Annotated in this window: 16 protein-coding genes; 7 read left to right on the top strand and 9 right to left on the bottom strand. The window is 68.6% G+C overall.

All coding sequences use genetic code 11. The annotated features are described in order from the left end of the window. Nucleotides 1–38: 38 nt before the first annotated feature. The 4 genes from AB0I43_RS27250 to AB0I43_RS27235 are packed head-to-tail and all read right to left on the bottom strand — an operon-like array spanning nt 39 to nt 3,586. Nucleotides 39–455 (bottom strand): nuclear transport factor 2 family protein, encoded by a 417-nt coding sequence (locus AB0I43_RS27250; protein ID WP_356974878.1) that lies wholly within the window; start codon nt 453–455, stop codon nt 39–41. Continuing rightward, nucleotides 452–1,618, bottom strand: a complete 1,167-nt coding sequence (locus AB0I43_RS27245) for a thiolase domain-containing protein (RefSeq protein ID WP_357432801.1) — start codon at nt 1,616–1,618, stop codon at nt 452–454. Before AB0I43_RS27245 ends, AB0I43_RS27250 begins: the two co-directional genes overlap by 4 nt. Then, complete coding sequence (locus AB0I43_RS27240) at nt 1,615–2,649, bottom strand: thiolase domain-containing protein (RefSeq protein ID WP_356974881.1); 1,035 nt, start codon at nt 2,647–2,649, stop codon at nt 1,615–1,617. Before AB0I43_RS27240 ends, AB0I43_RS27245 begins: the two co-directional genes overlap by 4 nt. 13 nt (nt 2,650–2,662) lie before the next feature. Continuing rightward, complete coding sequence (locus AB0I43_RS27235; protein ID WP_357432881.1) at nt 2,663–3,586, bottom strand: OB-fold domain-containing protein; 924 nt, start codon at nt 3,584–3,586, stop codon at nt 2,663–2,665. 180 nt (nt 3,587–3,766) lie between these two features. On the opposite strand from AB0I43_RS27235, the gene AB0I43_RS27230 reads away from it, so the two are divergent. Together AB0I43_RS27230 and fadD8 are read left to right on the top strand one after the other, a co-directional pair. Next, nucleotides 3,767–4,801, top strand: coding sequence for an LLM class F420-dependent oxidoreductase (locus AB0I43_RS27230; protein ID WP_357432800.1), 1,035 nt, complete (start codon nt 3,767–3,769; stop codon nt 4,799–4,801). Nucleotides 4,802–4,850: 49 nt separating this feature from the next. Further along, nucleotides 4,851–6,458 carry a fatty-acid--CoA ligase FadD8 gene (fadD8, locus tag AB0I43_RS27225; protein WP_356975271.1) on the top strand — a complete coding sequence of 536 codons (1,608 nt, stop codon included), beginning with the start codon at nt 4,851–4,853 and terminating at the stop codon, nt 6,456–6,458. 135 nt (nt 6,459–6,593) lie between these two features. Here the strand turns inward: fadD8 and AB0I43_RS27220 are convergent, their stop codons facing one another. Then, nucleotides 6,594–7,589: a sigma-70 family RNA polymerase sigma factor gene (locus tag AB0I43_RS27220; RefSeq protein ID WP_356974883.1), complete on the bottom strand. Its 996-nt coding sequence runs from the start codon at nt 7,587–7,589 to the stop codon at nt 6,594–6,596. A 177-nt stretch (nt 7,590–7,766) separates the two neighbouring features. Between AB0I43_RS27220 and AB0I43_RS27215 the strand changes: the two genes are divergently transcribed. Then, a complete protein-coding gene (locus AB0I43_RS27215) occupies nt 7,767–8,183 on the top strand; it encodes a VOC family protein (RefSeq protein ID WP_356974884.1) in 417 nt (138 codons plus the stop codon). A gap of 66 nt (nt 8,184–8,249) precedes the next feature. Here the strand turns inward: AB0I43_RS27215 and AB0I43_RS27210 are convergent, their stop codons facing one another. Beyond that, nucleotides 8,250–9,026, bottom strand: coding sequence for a crotonase/enoyl-CoA hydratase family protein (locus AB0I43_RS27210; RefSeq protein ID WP_356974886.1), 777 nt, complete (start codon nt 9,024–9,026; stop codon nt 8,250–8,252). Between the two features lie 70 nt (nt 9,027–9,096). Here AB0I43_RS27210 and AB0I43_RS27205 point away from each other — a divergent pair, with 70 nt between their 5' ends. The 3 genes from AB0I43_RS27205 to AB0I43_RS27195 all read left to right on the top strand — a co-directional run bounded on the left by AB0I43_RS27205 (nt 9,097) and on the right by AB0I43_RS27195 (nt 12,321). Next, nucleotides 9,097–10,746 carry an acyl-CoA synthetase gene (locus AB0I43_RS27205; RefSeq protein WP_356974888.1) on the top strand — a complete coding sequence of 550 codons (1,650 nt, stop codon included), beginning with the start codon at nt 9,097–9,099 and terminating at the stop codon, nt 10,744–10,746. Between the two features lie 82 nt (nt 10,747–10,828). Then, entirely contained in the window at nt 10,829–11,674 is an 846-nt protein-coding gene (locus AB0I43_RS27200; RefSeq protein ID WP_356974890.1) for an acyl-CoA thioesterase domain-containing protein, read from the top strand. 62 nt (nt 11,675–11,736) lie between these two features. Beyond that, nucleotides 11,737–12,321: a TetR family transcriptional regulator gene (locus AB0I43_RS27195; protein ID WP_356974892.1), complete on the top strand. Its 585-nt coding sequence runs from the start codon at nt 11,737–11,739 to the stop codon at nt 12,319–12,321. Nucleotides 12,322–12,401: 80 nt separating this feature from the next. Here the strand turns inward: AB0I43_RS27195 and AB0I43_RS27190 are convergent, their stop codons facing one another. Then, nucleotides 12,402–12,833 carry a MarR family transcriptional regulator gene (locus AB0I43_RS27190; RefSeq protein ID WP_356974894.1) on the bottom strand — a complete coding sequence of 144 codons (432 nt, stop codon included), beginning with the start codon at nt 12,831–12,833 and terminating at the stop codon, nt 12,402–12,404. A 29-nt stretch (nt 12,834–12,862) separates the two neighbouring features. On the opposite strand from AB0I43_RS27190, the gene AB0I43_RS27185 reads away from it, so the two are divergent. Further along, entirely contained in the window at nt 12,863–13,405 is a 543-nt protein-coding gene (locus AB0I43_RS27185) for a cupin domain-containing protein (protein WP_356974896.1), read from the top strand. 51 nt (nt 13,406–13,456) lie between these two features. On the opposite strand, the gene AB0I43_RS27180 is transcribed toward AB0I43_RS27185, so the two are convergent. Both AB0I43_RS27180 and AB0I43_RS27175 read right to left on the bottom strand, forming a co-directional pair. Then, on the bottom strand, nt 13,457–14,560 hold the full coding sequence (locus AB0I43_RS27180) for an acyl-CoA dehydrogenase family protein (protein ID WP_356974898.1): 1,104 nt from the start codon (nt 14,558–14,560) through the stop codon (nt 13,457–13,459). 16 nt (nt 14,561–14,576) lie between these two features. Next, nucleotides 14,577–15,770: an acyl-CoA dehydrogenase family protein gene (locus AB0I43_RS27175; protein ID WP_356974900.1), complete on the bottom strand. Its 1,194-nt coding sequence runs from the start codon at nt 15,768–15,770 to the stop codon at nt 14,577–14,579. Between the last annotated feature and the right edge of the window lie 44 nt (nt 15,771–15,814).

Genomic DNA, 15,814 nt, shown 5'->3' with positions numbered 1-15,814 from the left:
CCCCGAACCCGCAGGTTCGGGGCCTTTTCAGGTACCGGCTAGTCGACCAGCTTCAGCGTGGCCGCCGCCCGCTGGGTCTCCCAGAACGCGCGCAGCGCCACGATCTTCCCGGCGTCGTCGACCTTGTAGGTGAACACGCCCTCGGCGTCGAGCTGCTGCCCGGAGAACAGCGTGCGGATGCGGCCGACGTAGGCGACCTCGTGGCCGCACGCGAACGAGTCGTCGAAGAGGAACTCGATCGAGTCGGTCTTGGCGATGGACATGTCCCAGAACGCCGCGATGGCCGCGTGGCCGCGATGGCCCTTGCCCTCCGGATCGAATCCGGAGGGGCCGACGGGATCTTCGACGATCCCGTCCTCGGCGAACAGCGCCACCCAGGCGTCCTTGTCCCGGCCGCGCACGGCGGCCTGCGACGCGCGGCCCGCGACCCGGGCCGGATGCTCTTCGTTGGTCATCGCTTCTCCGATCCCACGACCCACATCGAGAAATACTGCGAGCCACCGCCGTAGGCGTGGCCCATCGCCTTGCGCGCGCCCTCGACCTGGTAGTCCCCGGCCCGGCCCATGACCTGCTTGGCCGATTCGGCGAAGCGGATCAGGCCGGACGCGCCGATCGGATTGGAGGAGAGCACGCCACCGGACGGATTCACCGGGATCTTGCCGCCGATCTCGGTCTCGCCCTTGTCGGTCAGCTTCCAGCCGTCACCCTGGGCGGCGAAGCCCAGGTTCTCCAGCCACATCGGCTCGAACCAGGAGAACGGGACGTAGATTTCGGCGGCGTCGATCTCCTCGAGCGGATCGGTGATGCCGGCGGCCTTCCACAGCGCGGCGGCCGCGTCCTGGCCGGCCTGCGGATTCACCTGGTCGCGACCGGCGAAGGTGGTGGGCTCGGTGCGCATCGCGGTGCCGTGCACCCAGGCCACCTTCTTGCCGGTGGCTTCGACCTCGGCGGCCGCGTCCTCGTCGCCGATGACGATGGCGCAGGCGCCGTCGGAGGACGGGCAGGTCTCGTCGAAGCGGATCGGGTCCCACAGCATCTGCGAGGCCAGCACCTGATCGACGGTGATGTCGGGCTGGTGCAGGTGGGCGAGCGGGTTCTTGGCGCCGTTGCGCCGGTCCTTCACCGCGACCAGTGCGCCGATGTGACCGGGTGCGTTCGACCTGCGGATATAGGAGCGCACGTGCGGGGCGAAGTAGCCGCCCGCGCCCGCGCCGACCGGCATGGTGAAGGGCACCGGAATCGAGAGCGCCCACATGGCATTCGATTCGGACTGCTTCTCCCAGGCCACCGCGAGCACGCGCTTGTGCACGCCGGCCTGCACCAGGTTGGCCGCGACGACGCCGGTGGAGCCGCCGACCGAGCCGGCGGTATGCACCCGGAGCAGCGGCTTTCCGGTCGCGCCGAGGGCGTCGGCCATGAACAGCTCGGGCATCATGACGCCCTCGAACATGTCCGGTGCCTTGCCGACGACGACGGCGTCGATGTCGGCCATCGTCAGGCCGGAATCTTCGAGCGCGCGATCGATGGCTTCGCGGCACATGCCCGACATGGAGACGTCGGATCGTTTCGTCACGTGATGGGTTTGGCCGGTGCCCAGCACCGCGGCGGGGAAGCTCATCGGGTGCCTTCCAGGACGGTAATCAGATTCTGTTGCAGCGCCGGCCCACTGGTGGCGTGCGCGAGTGCGCGGTGTGCCGAGCCGTCGAAAATTGCCCGCGCGGCGAAGCCGATACGCTCCAATCCGGCGGCGAACATCGGGTTTGCTACCAGTGCGCCACCGGAGGGATTGACGGTGGTTTCCGGCTTCAGTCCGATCGCTTCGGCCAAGATCAACTGCTGATGGCTGAACGGCGCGTGCAGTTCGGCGATATCGAATCCGGAGGTGTCCCCGCCCGTGGCGGCCTGCGCGGCCGCGGTGGTGGAGGGGGAGACCGTCAGGTCGCGGGCGCCGAGCATCGGGGTGTCGACGCGGTGCGCCATCCCTGTGATCCAGGCCGGGCGCTCGGCCAGTTCCTTGGCGCGCTCGCCCACTGCCAGCACGATCGCGGCCGCGCCGTCGGTGATCGGCGCGATGTCGTGCGCGCGCAGCGGATCGGCCACATACGGTGTCGCCAAAAGGGATTCGACGTCACCGCTCGCGCCGGCCGCGACCGCGGCCATATCCCGCTCGGTCCAGCGACCCGCGGCCAGGCCGGCCCGCGCCTGCAGGCCCGCGATGGCGTGCGAATCCGGCCACAGCGGTGTCACGGTGTAGGGGTCGAGCTGCATGGTCAGGACCTGGCGCAGCGTGCCCGCCGAGGATTTGCCGAAGCCGTACACCAGGGCGGTCTGCGCCTGGCCCGACTTGAGTTTCACGAACGCCTCGTAGAGCGCCCAGGCCGCGTCCATCTCGACGTGCGACTCGTTGATCGGCGGCACCGCGCCGATCGCGTCGACCGCGGAGATGAACGAAAACGCGCGCCCGGCAAGGTAATCGGAGGAACCTGAGCACCAGAAGTCGATGTCGGACTTGGTGATGCCGAGATCGGAGTAGAGCTGCTGGAAGCAGGGCACCAGCATCTCGACACCGTTGGTGGTGCCGAAGGTCTCCGGCACGTGCGGCGCGTGGGCGAATCCCACGACCGCGATGTCGGTGGAGTGGTCAGTCAACGTTCGCGGCCTCTCAGAGGTGATGCTTGTAGGTGTCGTATTCGGCGTCGGGCTCACCGGAAGGCTCGAAGTGGTCGACGTTCGCCAGGGTGAAGTCCCACTCCTCGCGCGGCTTCCACACCGCCTTCACGCGCATGCCCATGCGCACTTCGCTTGCCTCGCAACCGAGTACGAGATGCAGCACCGGGATGTCCGCGCCGTCGAGCAGCACGTAGGCGGCCACGTACGGCGGCTTGATGCGCTGGCCCATGAACGGCACGTTCACGATGCAGAAGGTGGTGACGGTGCCGTGATCGGAGAGCTCGACGTAGTCGTTGGTCGGCAACCCGTTGGTCGGATTGGCGCCGCGCGGCGGGAAGTACACCTTGTCTCCGGCGCTGGAGCGCGCGCCCAGCAGCTTGCCCTCGGCCAGTCCGCGCAGGTAGACGGTCTCCTGCGGGGAGGCGTTGTGGCTGTAGAGCATGTCGACCGGCGTGACGATGCCGGTGATCGGCTCCTGGCTCGCGGGCGCGGCGGCGGGCGCGGCGGAGGTGTCGCCGGGCTCGAAGCAGACGATGTCCTTGATGCTGCCGGTGGTCTCGGCGGCCCAGCGGGCGCGCACGCGCTGACCGACCGAAATGTCCTGTGGGGAGGCGACATCCACCGCGTGCAGCAGGGTGGTGTCGGCGCCGTCGAGGCGGATCAGCGCGTAGGCGAAGGGGCGATCGAACGGCTGGCCGGGGAGCACGTCGGCCACCCAGCTCCAGGATTCGACGGTGCCGATGTCGGCGAGGTCGACGAATTCGGTCAGCGGTTCGGCGGTCACCGGGTCGTACTCCGGCGGCGGCACCAGCACGCGTCCGTCCGAGCCGCGCACGCCGATCACCTGATGGTCGCGCAGGCCGGTCAGGAATTTGCCGATGGTGGGTCCGACCGAGCGTGTGTAGTCGAACTTCATCCGAAGCGGTGCGCTCAATACATCCGGGGCGGTGTTCAATTCCAACCCTCTCTCATCCGCATCAGTGCCGGATGGACTATTCCCCTTGCTTACGACATCGAGTAGAACAGGTTCTTATTCTGCTGGCAAGATGTGGTGTAGACGACAGGCCCGGAGGCAGGGGCCGGAAAGAGGTCAGCCGTGAAGTTCGGTTTGCAGCTCGGTTATTGGATGGCACAGCCGCCGCAGAACGCGGGGGAGTTGGTGGCCGCGGCGGAAGCGGCGGGGTTCGACGCCGTCTTCGCCGCCGAATCCTGGGGTTCGGACGCGTTCGGCCCGCTCACCTGGTGGGGGTCGCAGACCGAGCGGGTCCGGCTGGGCACCTCGGTGGTGCAGCTCTCCGCGCGCACCCCGGCGGCCACCGCCATGCATGCGCTCACGCTCGATCACCTCAGCGGCGGCCGGGCGGTGCTCGGGCTCGGCGTCTCCGGCCCGCAGGTGGTCGAGGGCTGGTACGGGCAGCCGTTCGAGAAGCCGCTGGCGCGCACCCGCGAGTACGTGGACATCATCCGCAAGGTGCTCGCGCGCGAGGCCCCGGTGACCAACGACGGCTCGCACTATCCGCTGCCCTACACCGGGCCGGGTTCGGTCGGCCTGGGCAAGCCGCTGAAGCCGATCGTGCACCCGCTACGTGCGGATCTGCCGATCTGGCTGGGCGCGGAGGGCCCGAAGAACGTGGCGCTGACCGCCGAGATCGCCGACGGCTGGCTGGCGATCTACTACGCCCCGCGGCTGGCGAACATGTACAACGACTGGCTCGATCAGGGCTTCGCCCGGGCCGGCGCGCGCCGCACCCGCGAGACCTTCGAGATCGCGGCCAGCTGCCAGGTGGTGGTCACCGACGATCCGAAGAGCGAGCTGGAGCGGATGCGCTGGATCATGGCGCTCTACATCGGCGGCATGGGCGCGCCCGAGCAGAACTTCCACGCCCAGGTCTACAAGCGGATGGGGTACGAGCGCGAGGTCGACGAGATCGGCCGGCTCTTCCTCTCGGGCAAGAAGGCCGAGGCCGCCGCGGTGGTCCCGGACGAGCTCATTCTCGACACCGCGATCATCGGCGACGCCGCCCACGTGCGCGAGCAGATCAAGGTCTGGGAGGCGGCGGGCGTCACCATGATGCTGGTCTCGGCGGCCGATGCCGCCCAGGTGCACGAGCTGGCGGCGCTCGCCGCCTGACTGCCCCTTGTTCATTGATAGAACACGTTCTAGATTCATTGAGGTGACGATGACCACAATCGATCCCGATACCCTGTTGCGGATGCCGGTGCACAACGGGTTCAGCCTGCTCGCCGGACTGCGGCGGCACCGCAAGAGCCCGGTGGTCACGCTCGGCGACACCGTGCTCACCGGCGCGGACGTCCTCGACGCCATCAGCCGCTACGTCGCCGCGTTCGAGGCCAACGGCATCGAAACCGGTGATCCGGTAGGCGTTCTCGCGCTGAACCGCCCCGAGGTGCTGTTCACCATCGCCGCCGGGCAGGTCCGCGGCCACCGCCGCACCGCCCTGCATCCCATCGGCGGACTCGACGATCACGCGTATGTGCTTGCGGACGCGGGCATTACGACGCTGATCCTGGATCCGGTGCCGATGTTCGTGCAGCGCGCCCGCGACCTGGTGGACCGGGTCGAGGGCCTGACCAAGGTGCTGGTGTTCGGTCCGGTGCCGGACGAATTGTCCGATGTCGGTGTGGATTTCCTGGCCGAGGTCGCCAAGCACGAGGCCGCGCCGGTCGAGGCCGTGGAACTGCGGCCCGACGACGTCATCTCGGTGAGCTACACCGGCGGCACCACCGGCAAGCCCAAGGGCGTGGTCGGCACCGCGCAGGCGATGGCCACCATGACCCAGATCCAGCTGTCGGAGTGGGAATGGCCCAAGCGGCCGAAATTCCTTATCTGCACACCGCTTTCGCATGCCGGGGCGGCCTTCTTCCTGCCGGTCGTGCTGCTGGGCGGCGAATGCATCGTGGTCCCGCGCTTCGACGCCGGCGAGGTGCTGAAGGCGATCGAGGAGCACAAGATCAGTGCCACCATGCTGGTGCCGTCGATGATCTACGCGCTGCTCGACCATCCCGACGTGGACAAGCGGGACCTGTCCTCGCTGGAGACGGTGTACTACGGCGCCTCGGCCATCGACCCGAAGCGGCTGACCCAGGCCATCGACAAGTTCGGCCCGATCTTCGCGCAGTACTTCGGCCAGTCCGAGGCGCCGATGGCGATCAGCTACCTGGGCAAGGAGGAGCACGACAAGGAGCGGCTCACCTCCTGCGGGCGGCCCTCGGCGGCGCTGCGGGTGGCGCTGATCGACGGCGAGGACAACGTGGTCGCGCCCGGCGAGGTCGGCGAAATCTGTGTCAGCGGACCGCTGCTGGCGGCGGGCTACCTGAACCTGCCCGAGGTGACCGCGGAGACCTTCAAGAACGGCTGGCTGCGCACCGGCGATCTGGCCCGCCAGGACGAGGACGGCTTCCTGCACATCGTCGGCCGCAGCAAGGACATGGTCGTCACCGGCGGGTTCAACGTCTTCCCGCGCGAGGTGGAAGACGTTGTCTCCGAACACGACAGCGTGCTCGGCGTGGCCGTGGTCGGCGTGGCCGACCCGCAGTGGGGCGAGGCCGTGACCGCCGTCGTGGTGCTCGATCCGGTGGTCGCCGCCGACGAGGCCGCGGTGGCGAAGGTGACCGACGAGATCTCGCAGACGGTCAAGCAGCGCAAGGGCTCGGTGCAGGTGCCCAAGCACTACGTCGTCGTCGAGCAGTTGCCGCTGACCGGCCTGGGCAAGCCCGACAAGAAGGCGATCCGGGTGCTCGCCAACGAGCGCCTCGGCATCGCGTAGCGACCGCTCGCAGGCCGCTCGAACGCGGCGGCCTGACCCACGAACTGCGGGTGGCTTGGTGGTCGGGCCACCCGTGCGAATCCGCCCCGTCTCGAGCCAGGACGGGGCGGATTCGGCTTTCCGGAGGCGGGACGCTCAGGCGTTCTCGCGGTACTCCATGGGCAGATCGAACAGCGGGAACAACTTCTCGGTGTCGAGGAAGAAGTTGAGCCCGGCGATGTGGTCGCCGTCGAGTTCGAGCACGGTGATCGACCACGGCGTGTACACGCCCGGTTCGTCGGTGGGCTTGTAGTGGCCGAAGGCGATGTGGCCGTTGGCGCCCTCCAGCGGGATCATCTTCGAGCCCTTGCACGCGCTGCCGGTGCCGAGCATGAACTCGGCGACATTGGCGGGGCCCGACACCCACAGGTCGAACGGCGGCATGGACAGCGCCACATCGGCTTTCAGCAGCGTGGTGAGCGCGTCCATGTCGTAGGCCTCGAAGGCGGAGACGAAATCGTTGACCAGCTTGCGCTGGTTCTCGTCGCTCTCGTCGAAATCGTCGAAATCGCTGGGCTGCACCTTCGACATGGTGGCGCGGGCGCGCTGCAGCGCGCTGTTCACCGAGGCCGGCGACATGGTGAGCGCCTCGGCCGTCTCGCTGGCCGAGAAACGCAGCACCTCGCGCATGATCAGGATGGCGCGCTGGGTGGCCGGCAGATGCTGACAGGCGGCGACGAAGGCCAGGCGCAGCGTGTCTTTGGTGGAGGCGTGCTCGGCCGGATCCGCACCGAAGGCGAGGGCGTTGGGGATCGGCTCGATCCAGACGTAATCCGGCTGCGGCGGCGGCAGCGGGGAATCGGGGCTGCCGGGACCGTTGAGATCCATCGGGCGGGCGCGGCGCTGCGGGCCGTCCAGCATGTCCAGGCAGACGTTGGTGGTGATGCGGTAGAGCCAGGAGCGCAGACTCGCGCGGCCCTCGAAGGAATCGTAGGACTTCCACGCGCGGGTGAATGTCTCCTGCACGGCATCCTCGGCCTCGAACGAGGAACCGAGCATGCGGTACGCGTAGGCGCATAGCTCGCGCCTGTGCCCCTCGAACGACGCGAGTACGTCGGGGGTGAGGGTGGCGGATCTGGCCGAGTCGTTCATGGCTGTCACGATGCCACAGCCCACCGACAAACCACAGAGGGCAATATGCCCGAATCCGTCCGCAGGCGGGTGCCCTCACCTGCGACTTTCAAGATCATTCATCGGGAGCGATGAGTTCCGGCGCAACCGCCCGTCCTTACTTGCGAACCCGCCCGCCGTGCTCGAGAGGACGAGAACATGAGCAGCAAGATGATTTTCATCAACCTTCCGGTCGACGACCTGAACCGGTCCAAGACCTTCTACGAGGCACTGGGCTGGACGGTGAACGCCGATTTCACCGACGAGAACGCGGCCTGCATCGTGGTCGACGACAACATCTGCCTGATGCTGCTGACGAAGAACTTCTTCACCACCTTCACCAAGCGTCCCATCGCCGATACCGTCACCGCGACCGCCGCGGCCTACGCGCTGGCGCTGGGCAGTGCCGAGGAGGTCGACGCGCTCACCCGGGCGGCGCTGGGCGCGGGCGGCACCGAGGAGGTCAACGCCGACAAGCGGGCCGAGGAGGCGCAGGTGGGCATGCACGGGCGCACCTTCATCGATCCCGACGGCCACCAGTGGGAGCCGTTCTACATGGCCTACCAGGCCGCCTGATCCGAGAAACATCCCGGCGAGAGCCAGGACCCAACTGCGGTGGGTCCCGGCGTTCGCCGGGATTTTCTATGCGCCGGTGAAGTTCGGCTTGCGCTTCTCGGCGAAGGCTTTCGGGCCTTCCTTCGCGTCGGCGGAGCGGAACACCGTCATGCCGATCTTGGCTTCGATCTGGAACGCGTCCAGCTCGTGCATGCCCTCGGTCTCGCGCAGCGTGCGCAGGATCGCCTGCACCGCGAGCGGGCCGTTGTTCGCGATCAGCCCGGCCAGCTCCAGCGCCTTGTCCAGCGCGGTGCCGTCGGGCACCACGTGCCCGATCAGTCCGTACTCCTTGGCCTCGGCGGCGGTGATGTGCCGTCCGGTGAGCAGGATTTCGGCGGCGACGGTGTAGGGAATCTGGCGCGCCAGCCGCACCGCCGAGCCGCCCAGCGGGAACAGGCCCCAGCGCGCCTCGGAGACACCGAATTTCGCGCTCTCGGCGGCGACCCGGATGTCGGTGCCCTGCAGGATCTCGGTGCCGCCGGCGATGGCCGCGCCCTCCACGGCCGCGATCAGCGGCTTGGTCAGGCGGCGGCCCTTGAGCAGCGCCGGCAGGTTGGCCGGGTCGAAGCTGGACTCGTTGTCCCCGGGATGCCGGGCCGACATCGCCTTCAGATCCATGCCCGCGCAGAACGTGCCGCCCGCGCCGGTGAGGATGGCCGCGCGGATGTCGGTGTCCTCGTCCACCTGGTCCCACGCGTCGCGCATGATCGCCATCATCTCGGCGGACAGAGCGTTGCGCGCCTCGGGGCGATTCATGGTGACGACGAGGACGTGATCGCGCTTCTCGACGAGGCAGTGCGGCATGGATGTATCTCCTGACTTCAAGCTCGAATTCAGCCTTGCCAGGAACAGTAACACGTTCTATTTTAGGGCTGTGAGCTACAACATAGCGGACCTTGTCGAACACGCCATCGACCTCATGCCGGATCGCGTCGCGCTGGTCGACGACGACCGTGAGGTGACTTACGCACAGCTCGAGGAGCAGGCCAATAAATTGGCCCACTACCTGCTGGAACATGGTGTCCAGCAGGGGGACAAGGTGGGCCTCTACTCCCGCAACACCATCGAAGCGGTGATCGCCATGGTCGCGGTCTTCAAGGCCCGCGCGGTGTTGATCAACGTGAACTTCCGATACGTCGAGAACGAGTTGCAATATATCTTCGACAATTCGGACATGGTCGCGCTGATTCACGAGCGTCGCTACAGCGACAAGGTGGCCGCGGTCCGGCCGAACACCCCCAAGCTGCGAACGGTCATCGTCGTGGACGACGATACGACCGGAACGATCGAGACCGCAGCGGATTCGGTGGATTACGCCACTGTGCTGGCCGAGTCGTCCGCTGAGCGGGATTTCGGCGAACGCTCCGGCGACGACATCTTCATGCTCTACACCGGCGGCACCACCGGTCTGCCCAAGGGCGTGATGTGGCGCCAGGAGGACTGGTGGCGCGTGCTCGGCGGCGGCATCAACTTCGTCACCGGCGAGGCGATCCAGGACGAATGGCAGCAGGCCAAGACCGGTGCCGGCAACGCGCAGATGGTGCGCTACCCGATTCCGCCGCTGATCCACGGCGGTTCGCAGTGCGCGGTGTTCCACGCCCTGTTCGACGGCGGCAAGGCCATCATGCTGCCGGAGTTCAGCGGGCACGGCGTCTGGCAGGCCATCGACAAGCACACCGTGAACCTGATCTTCATCACCGGTGACGCCATGGCTCGCCCGATGCTGGACGCGCTGCGCGAGGGCAACCCGGAAACCGGTGAGCCGTACCAGCATTCGCAGCTGTGGGCGATGGCCTCGAGCGCGGCGCTGTTCTCGCCGACGATCAAGGACCAGTTCATGGAACTGCTCACCACCACCATGATCACCGACTCGATCGGCTCCTCGGAGACCGGCTTCGGCGGCCTGTCCGTGGTGGCCAAGGGGCAGACCCACACCGGCGGCCCGCGAGTGAAGATCGACGCCTCCACCGAGGTGCTCGACGACGACGGCAACCCGGTCGTGCCCGGTTCCGGCCAGATCGGCTTCATCGCGCGCAAGGGCCACATCCCGCTCGGCTACTACGGCGACGAGGCCAAGACCAAGGCGACCTTCAAGGAATTCAACGGCACCCGCTACTCCATCCCCGGTGACTACGCCCGGGTGGAGGAGGACGGCACCGTCACCATGCTCGGCCGCGGTTCGGTGAGCATCAACAGCGGCGGCGAGAAGATCTACCCCGAGGAGGTCGAGGGCGCGCTGAAGATGCACCCGGAGATCTTCGACGCGCTGGTGGTCGGCGTCCCGGATGAGCGCTGGGGGCAGCGGGTTTCGGCGGTCGTGCAGTGTCGTGGCGAGCAGCGCCCGACGCTCGAGGACCTGCGCCCGATCCTGACCAAGGAGATCTCGGCCTACAAGCTGCCGCGCAGCCTGTGGTTCGTCGACGAGATCAAGCGTTCGCCGGCGGGCAAGCCGGACTACCGCTGGGCCAAGGAGCAGACCGAGTCGCGCCCGGCCGATGAACACGCCGAAGCGAGCAACAAGTAAGTTCGGCTAAGCATCACCGGACAAGGGCTGTCGCGTGAGCGGCGGCCCTTGCCGCTTTTCGCGTACCTGACAGGAGACCGTGATGGCTACTTCGGACACCGAGCGTCCGCCGCTGGCTTTCTTCGAGGCCACCCCGGCCGGCTTCGAACCGCTGCCGTTCGCGAACAGCGCCTGGTCGCCCACGATGATCAACGGCCCGGCCGTCTGCGGCCTGCTGGCCCGGGAGCTGGAACGGCACTGTCCGGCGGGCTTCCTCCCGTCGCGCCTCACCGTCGACATGTTCCGGCCCGCGCAGAAGGTCACGACCACCGTCTCGACCGAGATCGTGCGGTCGGGCAATCGGATCGTGGTGGCCGACGCCGTGCTGACCCAGGACGGCGCGGACGTGGCGCGCGCCAGCGCGGTCTTCCTCAAGCTCTCCGAGCAGCCGCCGGGGGAGCGGTGGACCCGCGCCGAGGCGCCGCGGCCGCCGGACGTCCCGCCCGCCACCGGGCCGACGGTGCCGATGATGAACTCGAGCGATCACCCCGACGGCTGGACCAACCGGATCGGCGACCATCAGAACGGCGGGCACAAGACCCTGTGGCAGGCGCCGATTTCGGCCGTCGCGGGCGAAGCGCCGTCCCCGTTCGTCGGCGCCGCCATCATCGGCGAATCGACCAGCCTGCTGACCAATTGGAGCAGCGAGGGCGTCGGGTTCATCAACGCCGATCTGACCATCGCCCTGGCCCGCCCGGCGGAGGGGCTGGAGATCGGTCTGACGGCCGACAACCACCTCGCCGCCGATGGCGTGGCCGTCGGCAGCGCGACCCTGTTCGATCGGCGCGGGCCGTTCGGCACCTGTGTGGTCACCGCGATCGCGAACGCCGACCGCGCGGTGAACTTCGGCAAGGGGTACCGCCACCCGTCGGAGCGCTTGGCGCAGTAGCGGATCGGGCTGCGGCAGGACCGGGGCCTGTATGCCAACAATTGTTGGCATACACTCGGGGGGTGACCATCGAGCCTGATCAGACCCCCGCGCGCCGCTCGGACGCGACCCGCGCCAAGATCCTGGACGCGGCGCGGGCCCGCTTCGCCGCGGAGGGATTCCGCAAGGCGACCGTGCGCGCGATCGCGGGCGACGCCGAGATCGACCCCTCCATGGTCATGCGCTACTTCGGTAACAAGGAGGGGTTGTTCGCCGCCGCGGTGGACATCTACCTGGAGCTGCCGGATCTGTCCGCGGCCGACCCGGATACCTTGGGGGAACTGCTGATTCGCCGATTCCTGGCGATCTGGGAGGAGCCTCCGGGCAACGAGGTGATGCTCACCCTGCTGCGCACCGGCATCACCGACGAGGCTCTCGCCGATCGTGCCCGCGCCGTTTTCGCCGAGCAGGTCCTGCCCGCTGTCCTGCGCTACGGCGATCCCGCCGACGCGCCCCGGCGCAGCGGTCTGGTCGCCACCCAGCTGCTGGGCCTGGCGCTGTGTCGCTATGTGCTGCGCCTGCCCCCGGTCGTCGCGATGACCCCCGAGGCGTTGATCGCCGACGTCGGTCCGACGTTGCAGCGCTATTTGACTTCCTTGCCCGGCTGATCGCGCCGAGCCTGTGGTGCCGTGGGTGACCGCGTCGGCCGGTCGGGGACTTCGCGCGGGCGGCCGGTCCGCTGCGGCGGCTATTCGGTCAGCGTCGCGGCCGATCGCGCGAGCAGCGCGCGGAGTTCGCGCAGGCCGTCGGCGCCGAGCGTGCGGCCGAGCCGGTCCTCGATCTCGCGGATGCCCTCGGCGGCGGCCGCCAGGGCGGTGCGGCCCGGCTCGGTGAGCGCGACCAGCCGGCCCCGGCGGTCGGACGGGTCGACCCGGCGTTCGACGTAACCGCAGCGCTCCAGGTGGGTGATCAATTCCCCCATCGACTGCTGGGTCATGCCCGCCGCCTCGGCGAGGGCGCTGATCCGGGAACCGGCGGGATCGATGTAGCGGAAGACCGCGAAGTGCGCCGGGCGCAGGTCGTCGTGCAGCCGCGCGCGCAATCGGCCGTTCAGATCCTGCTCGAAGGCGCGGGTGGTCTGCACGAGCAGTTTCAGCAAGGTGGGGTCGCCGGTTGACACAATAGGAAGGTTACCTTCATATTTGTGGCATGGACAGCCGGACCCTTCTTTTCCGCAGCGGACACCGCGTCACCTTCGTCGAGGAGGGCTCCGACGAGCACGGGCCCTACCTCCGGCTGGAGCACGAACTGCCCGAGGGTCGCCAAGCCGGGCCGCACTGGCATCCGGTGCTGGCCGAAACCTGGACCGTGCGGCGTGGCCGGCTCCGGTTCCGCATCGACGGCCGCACGGTGCTCGCGCAAGCGGGGAATTCGGTCGCGGCGGGCGCGCGCTCGGTGCACGAGTTCTGGTGCGAGGAGCCGGGCACGCTCATCGACCACGAGATCCGGCCGCCGCTGCGGCACTGGGAGATGTTCCGGCTCTGGCACGCGCTGGACGCGGCCGGGAAGACGACCAAGAGCGGGGTGCCGCGCAATCCGCTGCTGCTGGGGCTGCTGTGGGACTACCAGGACGGCTACCTCGGCGGCATCCCCGCCGCGGCGCAGCGCTGGATCCTGGGCGGCCTGGCCGGTCTCGCTCGCCGGGTGGGGAGTGAGCGGCGCTGGCTGGGCCCGCGGGACAAGGCCGCCTGACGCGCAGCGGCCCGACGGTGGAAACCGCCGGGCCGCTGTCGGTTCGGTCACTCAGGCCGGTTCGGCCAGGGCCGCGCCGAGGGCGCGCAGGTGATCGGTGCCGGCGCCGAGGGCGAATTCGTTGTGCTTGGCGGCGGTGAAGTAGTTGTGCACGATGTGATCGCGGTCGATGCCGACGCCGCCGTGCACGTGCACGACGGTGTGGGCGACCCGGTGCCCGGCATCGGCGGCCCAGAACTTGGCGGTGTGCACCGCCTCGGCGCTGGGCAGACCCTCCGACAGCCGCCAGGCGGCCTGGGTGACCGCCAGGCGCAGGCCCTGCACGTCGATGTAGGCGTCGGCCAGGCGCTGGGCCACGGCCTGGAAGGAGCCGATCGCCTTGCCGAACTGCTCGCGCTCGCGGGCGTAGTCCGCGACCAGCTCCAGCGCCTTCTCCAGGGTGCCGAGCTGCTGGGCGGCCAGACCGATCCAGGAGCGGGTCAGGACCCAGTCCAGGATCTCCGCGCCGGACTCCACGGTGCCGATCAATTCGCCCGGGGTGTCGTGCAATTCGAGCTCGAACTCGGCGCTGAAGTCGACCACGCGCTGCCCGGTCAGGGTGACCGAGGCGTCGGCGGGATCCACCAGGAACAGCGCCGGAACGCCGGACACGCTGGCGGGCACCAGAATCCGGGCGGCACGGTCGGCGTAGGGGACGGTGGTCTTGGCGCCGACCAGGCGCCAGCCGCCCTCCGCCTCGCGCGCGACGGTGACGGGCTTGGCGGGCTCCCAGTTGTGCACCTCGGCGAGCGCGGCGGTCAGGACGACCTCGCCGCTCGCGGCCTTGCGCGCCCAATCCTGCTGCGCGGCGGAGCCGTACGCGGCGAGCGCGCCCGCGCTCACCACGATGGAGGACAGGTACGGCACCGCCGCGACGGCCTTGCCGAGCTCGCGCAGCACCGAGGTCTGCTCCAGGACGCCGAAATCGCCGCCGCCCAGCGCCGCCGGCAGCGCGGCCGCCAGCACCCCGGTCTCGGCGAGCGAGCTCCACAGCGGCGCGTCGAAGCGCCCTTCGCTGTCGAGCTCGCGCAGGCGGTCGGCGGTGACCAGCTTGCCGCATACCTCGGCAGTCAGGCCGGCCAGGTCGTTCTGGGCTTCGGTGGGAGTGAAATCCATTGGTATTCCCCTGTTCTCAGCGCGCCGAGGCCGGCTGGCGCAGCGCGGTCATGGCGATGATGTCGCGCTGGACTTCGTTGGTGCCGCCGCCGAAGGTCAGGATCAGCGCGGCCCGGTGCATGCGCTCCAGGCGGCCGCGCAGTTCCGAGCCGGGGGAGTCCTGGCGCAGATACGCCTGCGGGCCGAGGACCTCCATCAGCAGGCGGTAGGCCTCGGTGGACAGCTCGGTCCCGTAGACCTTGCACGTGGAGGCGTCCCACATCTTCGGCGCGGCCTCGCCGCCGTGGTCGGCGCCGCTGGCCACCTGCCAGTTGAGCAGCTTGAGGTACTCCACCTTGGCGTAGACCTTGGCCAGGTTGATCTGCACCCATTCCTGGTCGATGACGCGATTGCCGTTGGCGGCCTTGGTTTCCCGCGCCCATTCGACGGTCTGGTTCAGCGCGACCTGCAGCGGTCCGGCGGAGGTGAGCGCGACGCGCTCGTGGTTGAGTTGGTTGGTGACCAGCGCCCAGCCGCCGTTCTCCGGGCCGACCAGCGAGCTCACCGGCACGCGGACGTCCTGGTAGTAGGTGGCGCTGGTGTCCGGGCCGGCCATGGTGTGCACCGGCGTCCAGGAGAACCCCTCGGCGGTGGTCGGCACGATGAGCATGCTGATGCCCTTGTGCTTCTTGGCCGTCGGGTCGGTGCGCACGGCCAGCCAGACGTAGTCGGCGTAGGCGATGAGGCTGGTCCACATCTTCTGGCCGTTGATGATGTAGTCGTCGCCGTCGCGGACCGCGGAGGTGCGCAGGCTGGCCAGGTCGGTGCCCGAGCCGGGCTCGGAATAGCCGATGGCGAAATGCAATTCGCCCGCGGCGATCTTCGGCAGGAAGAACTTCTTCTGCTCCTCGGTGCCGTAGTGCATGATCGTCGGCGCGACCGAGTTGATGGTCAGGAACGGCACCGGAGCGCCGGCGATGGCGGCTTCGTCGGTGAAGATCAACTGATCCATGGTGGTTCGGTCCTGGCCGCCGTATTCTTTGGGCCAGGCCATGGTGAGCCAGCCGTCCTTGCCCATCTGCTGGACGACTTCGCGATAGACATTGCCCTCTCCGTACTCACCGGTGGTGGAGCTCAGCGCCGCCCGGCGCTCCGGTGTGATGAGCCGCGCGAAGTAGTCGCGCAGTTCGGCGCGAAGCTCCTCCTGCTGCGGCGTGTACGCAATGCGCATGGGCAGTACCTCAGCCTTCAGGTCGAATACAACTAGGTCTGATG

Origin of the sequence: Nocardia sp. NPDC050435, assembly GCF_040655395.1 — a bacterium.
In the GTDB taxonomy this organism is placed as follows: domain Bacteria; phylum Actinomycetota; class Actinomycetes; order Mycobacteriales; family Mycobacteriaceae; genus Nocardia.
Note: the sequence above shows the minus strand (reverse complement) of the source record. Positions and strands in the feature narration are given on the sequence as shown.

What these genes read in the sequence shown, in the direction of transcription:
- AB0I43_RS27250 (WP_356974878.1), bottom strand. Translation starts at nt 455, where the DNA reads ATGACCAACGAAGAGCATCCGGCCCGGGTCGCGGGCCGCGCGTCGCAG.
- AB0I43_RS27245 (WP_357432801.1), bottom strand. Translation starts at nt 1,618, where the DNA reads ATGAGCTTCCCCGCCGCGGTGCTGGGCACCGGCCAAACCCATCACGTG.
- AB0I43_RS27235 (WP_357432881.1), bottom strand. Translation starts at nt 3,586, where the DNA reads ATGAAGTTCGACTACACACGCTCGGTCGGACCCACCATCGGCAAATTC.
- fadD8 (WP_356975271.1), top strand. Translation starts at nt 4,851, where the DNA reads ATGACCACAATCGATCCCGATACCCTGTTGCGGATGCCGGTGCACAAC.
- AB0I43_RS27220 (WP_356974883.1), bottom strand. Translation starts at nt 7,589, where the DNA reads ATGAACGACTCGGCCAGATCCGCCACCCTCACCCCCGACGTACTCGCG.
- AB0I43_RS27215 (WP_356974884.1), top strand. Translation starts at nt 7,767, where the DNA reads ATGAGCAGCAAGATGATTTTCATCAACCTTCCGGTCGACGACCTGAAC.
- AB0I43_RS27210 (WP_356974886.1), bottom strand. Translation starts at nt 9,026, where the DNA reads ATGCCGCACTGCCTCGTCGAGAAGCGCGATCACGTCCTCGTCGTCACC.
- AB0I43_RS27200 (WP_356974890.1), top strand. Translation starts at nt 10,829, where the DNA reads ATGGCTACTTCGGACACCGAGCGTCCGCCGCTGGCTTTCTTCGAGGCC.
- AB0I43_RS27185 (WP_356974896.1), top strand. Translation starts at nt 12,863, where the DNA reads ATGGACAGCCGGACCCTTCTTTTCCGCAGCGGACACCGCGTCACCTTC.
- AB0I43_RS27180 (WP_356974898.1), bottom strand. Translation starts at nt 14,560, where the DNA reads ATGGATTTCACTCCCACCGAAGCCCAGAACGACCTGGCCGGCCTGACT.
- AB0I43_RS27175 (WP_356974900.1), bottom strand. Translation starts at nt 15,770, where the DNA reads ATGCGCATTGCGTACACGCCGCAGCAGGAGGAGCTTCGCGCCGAACTG.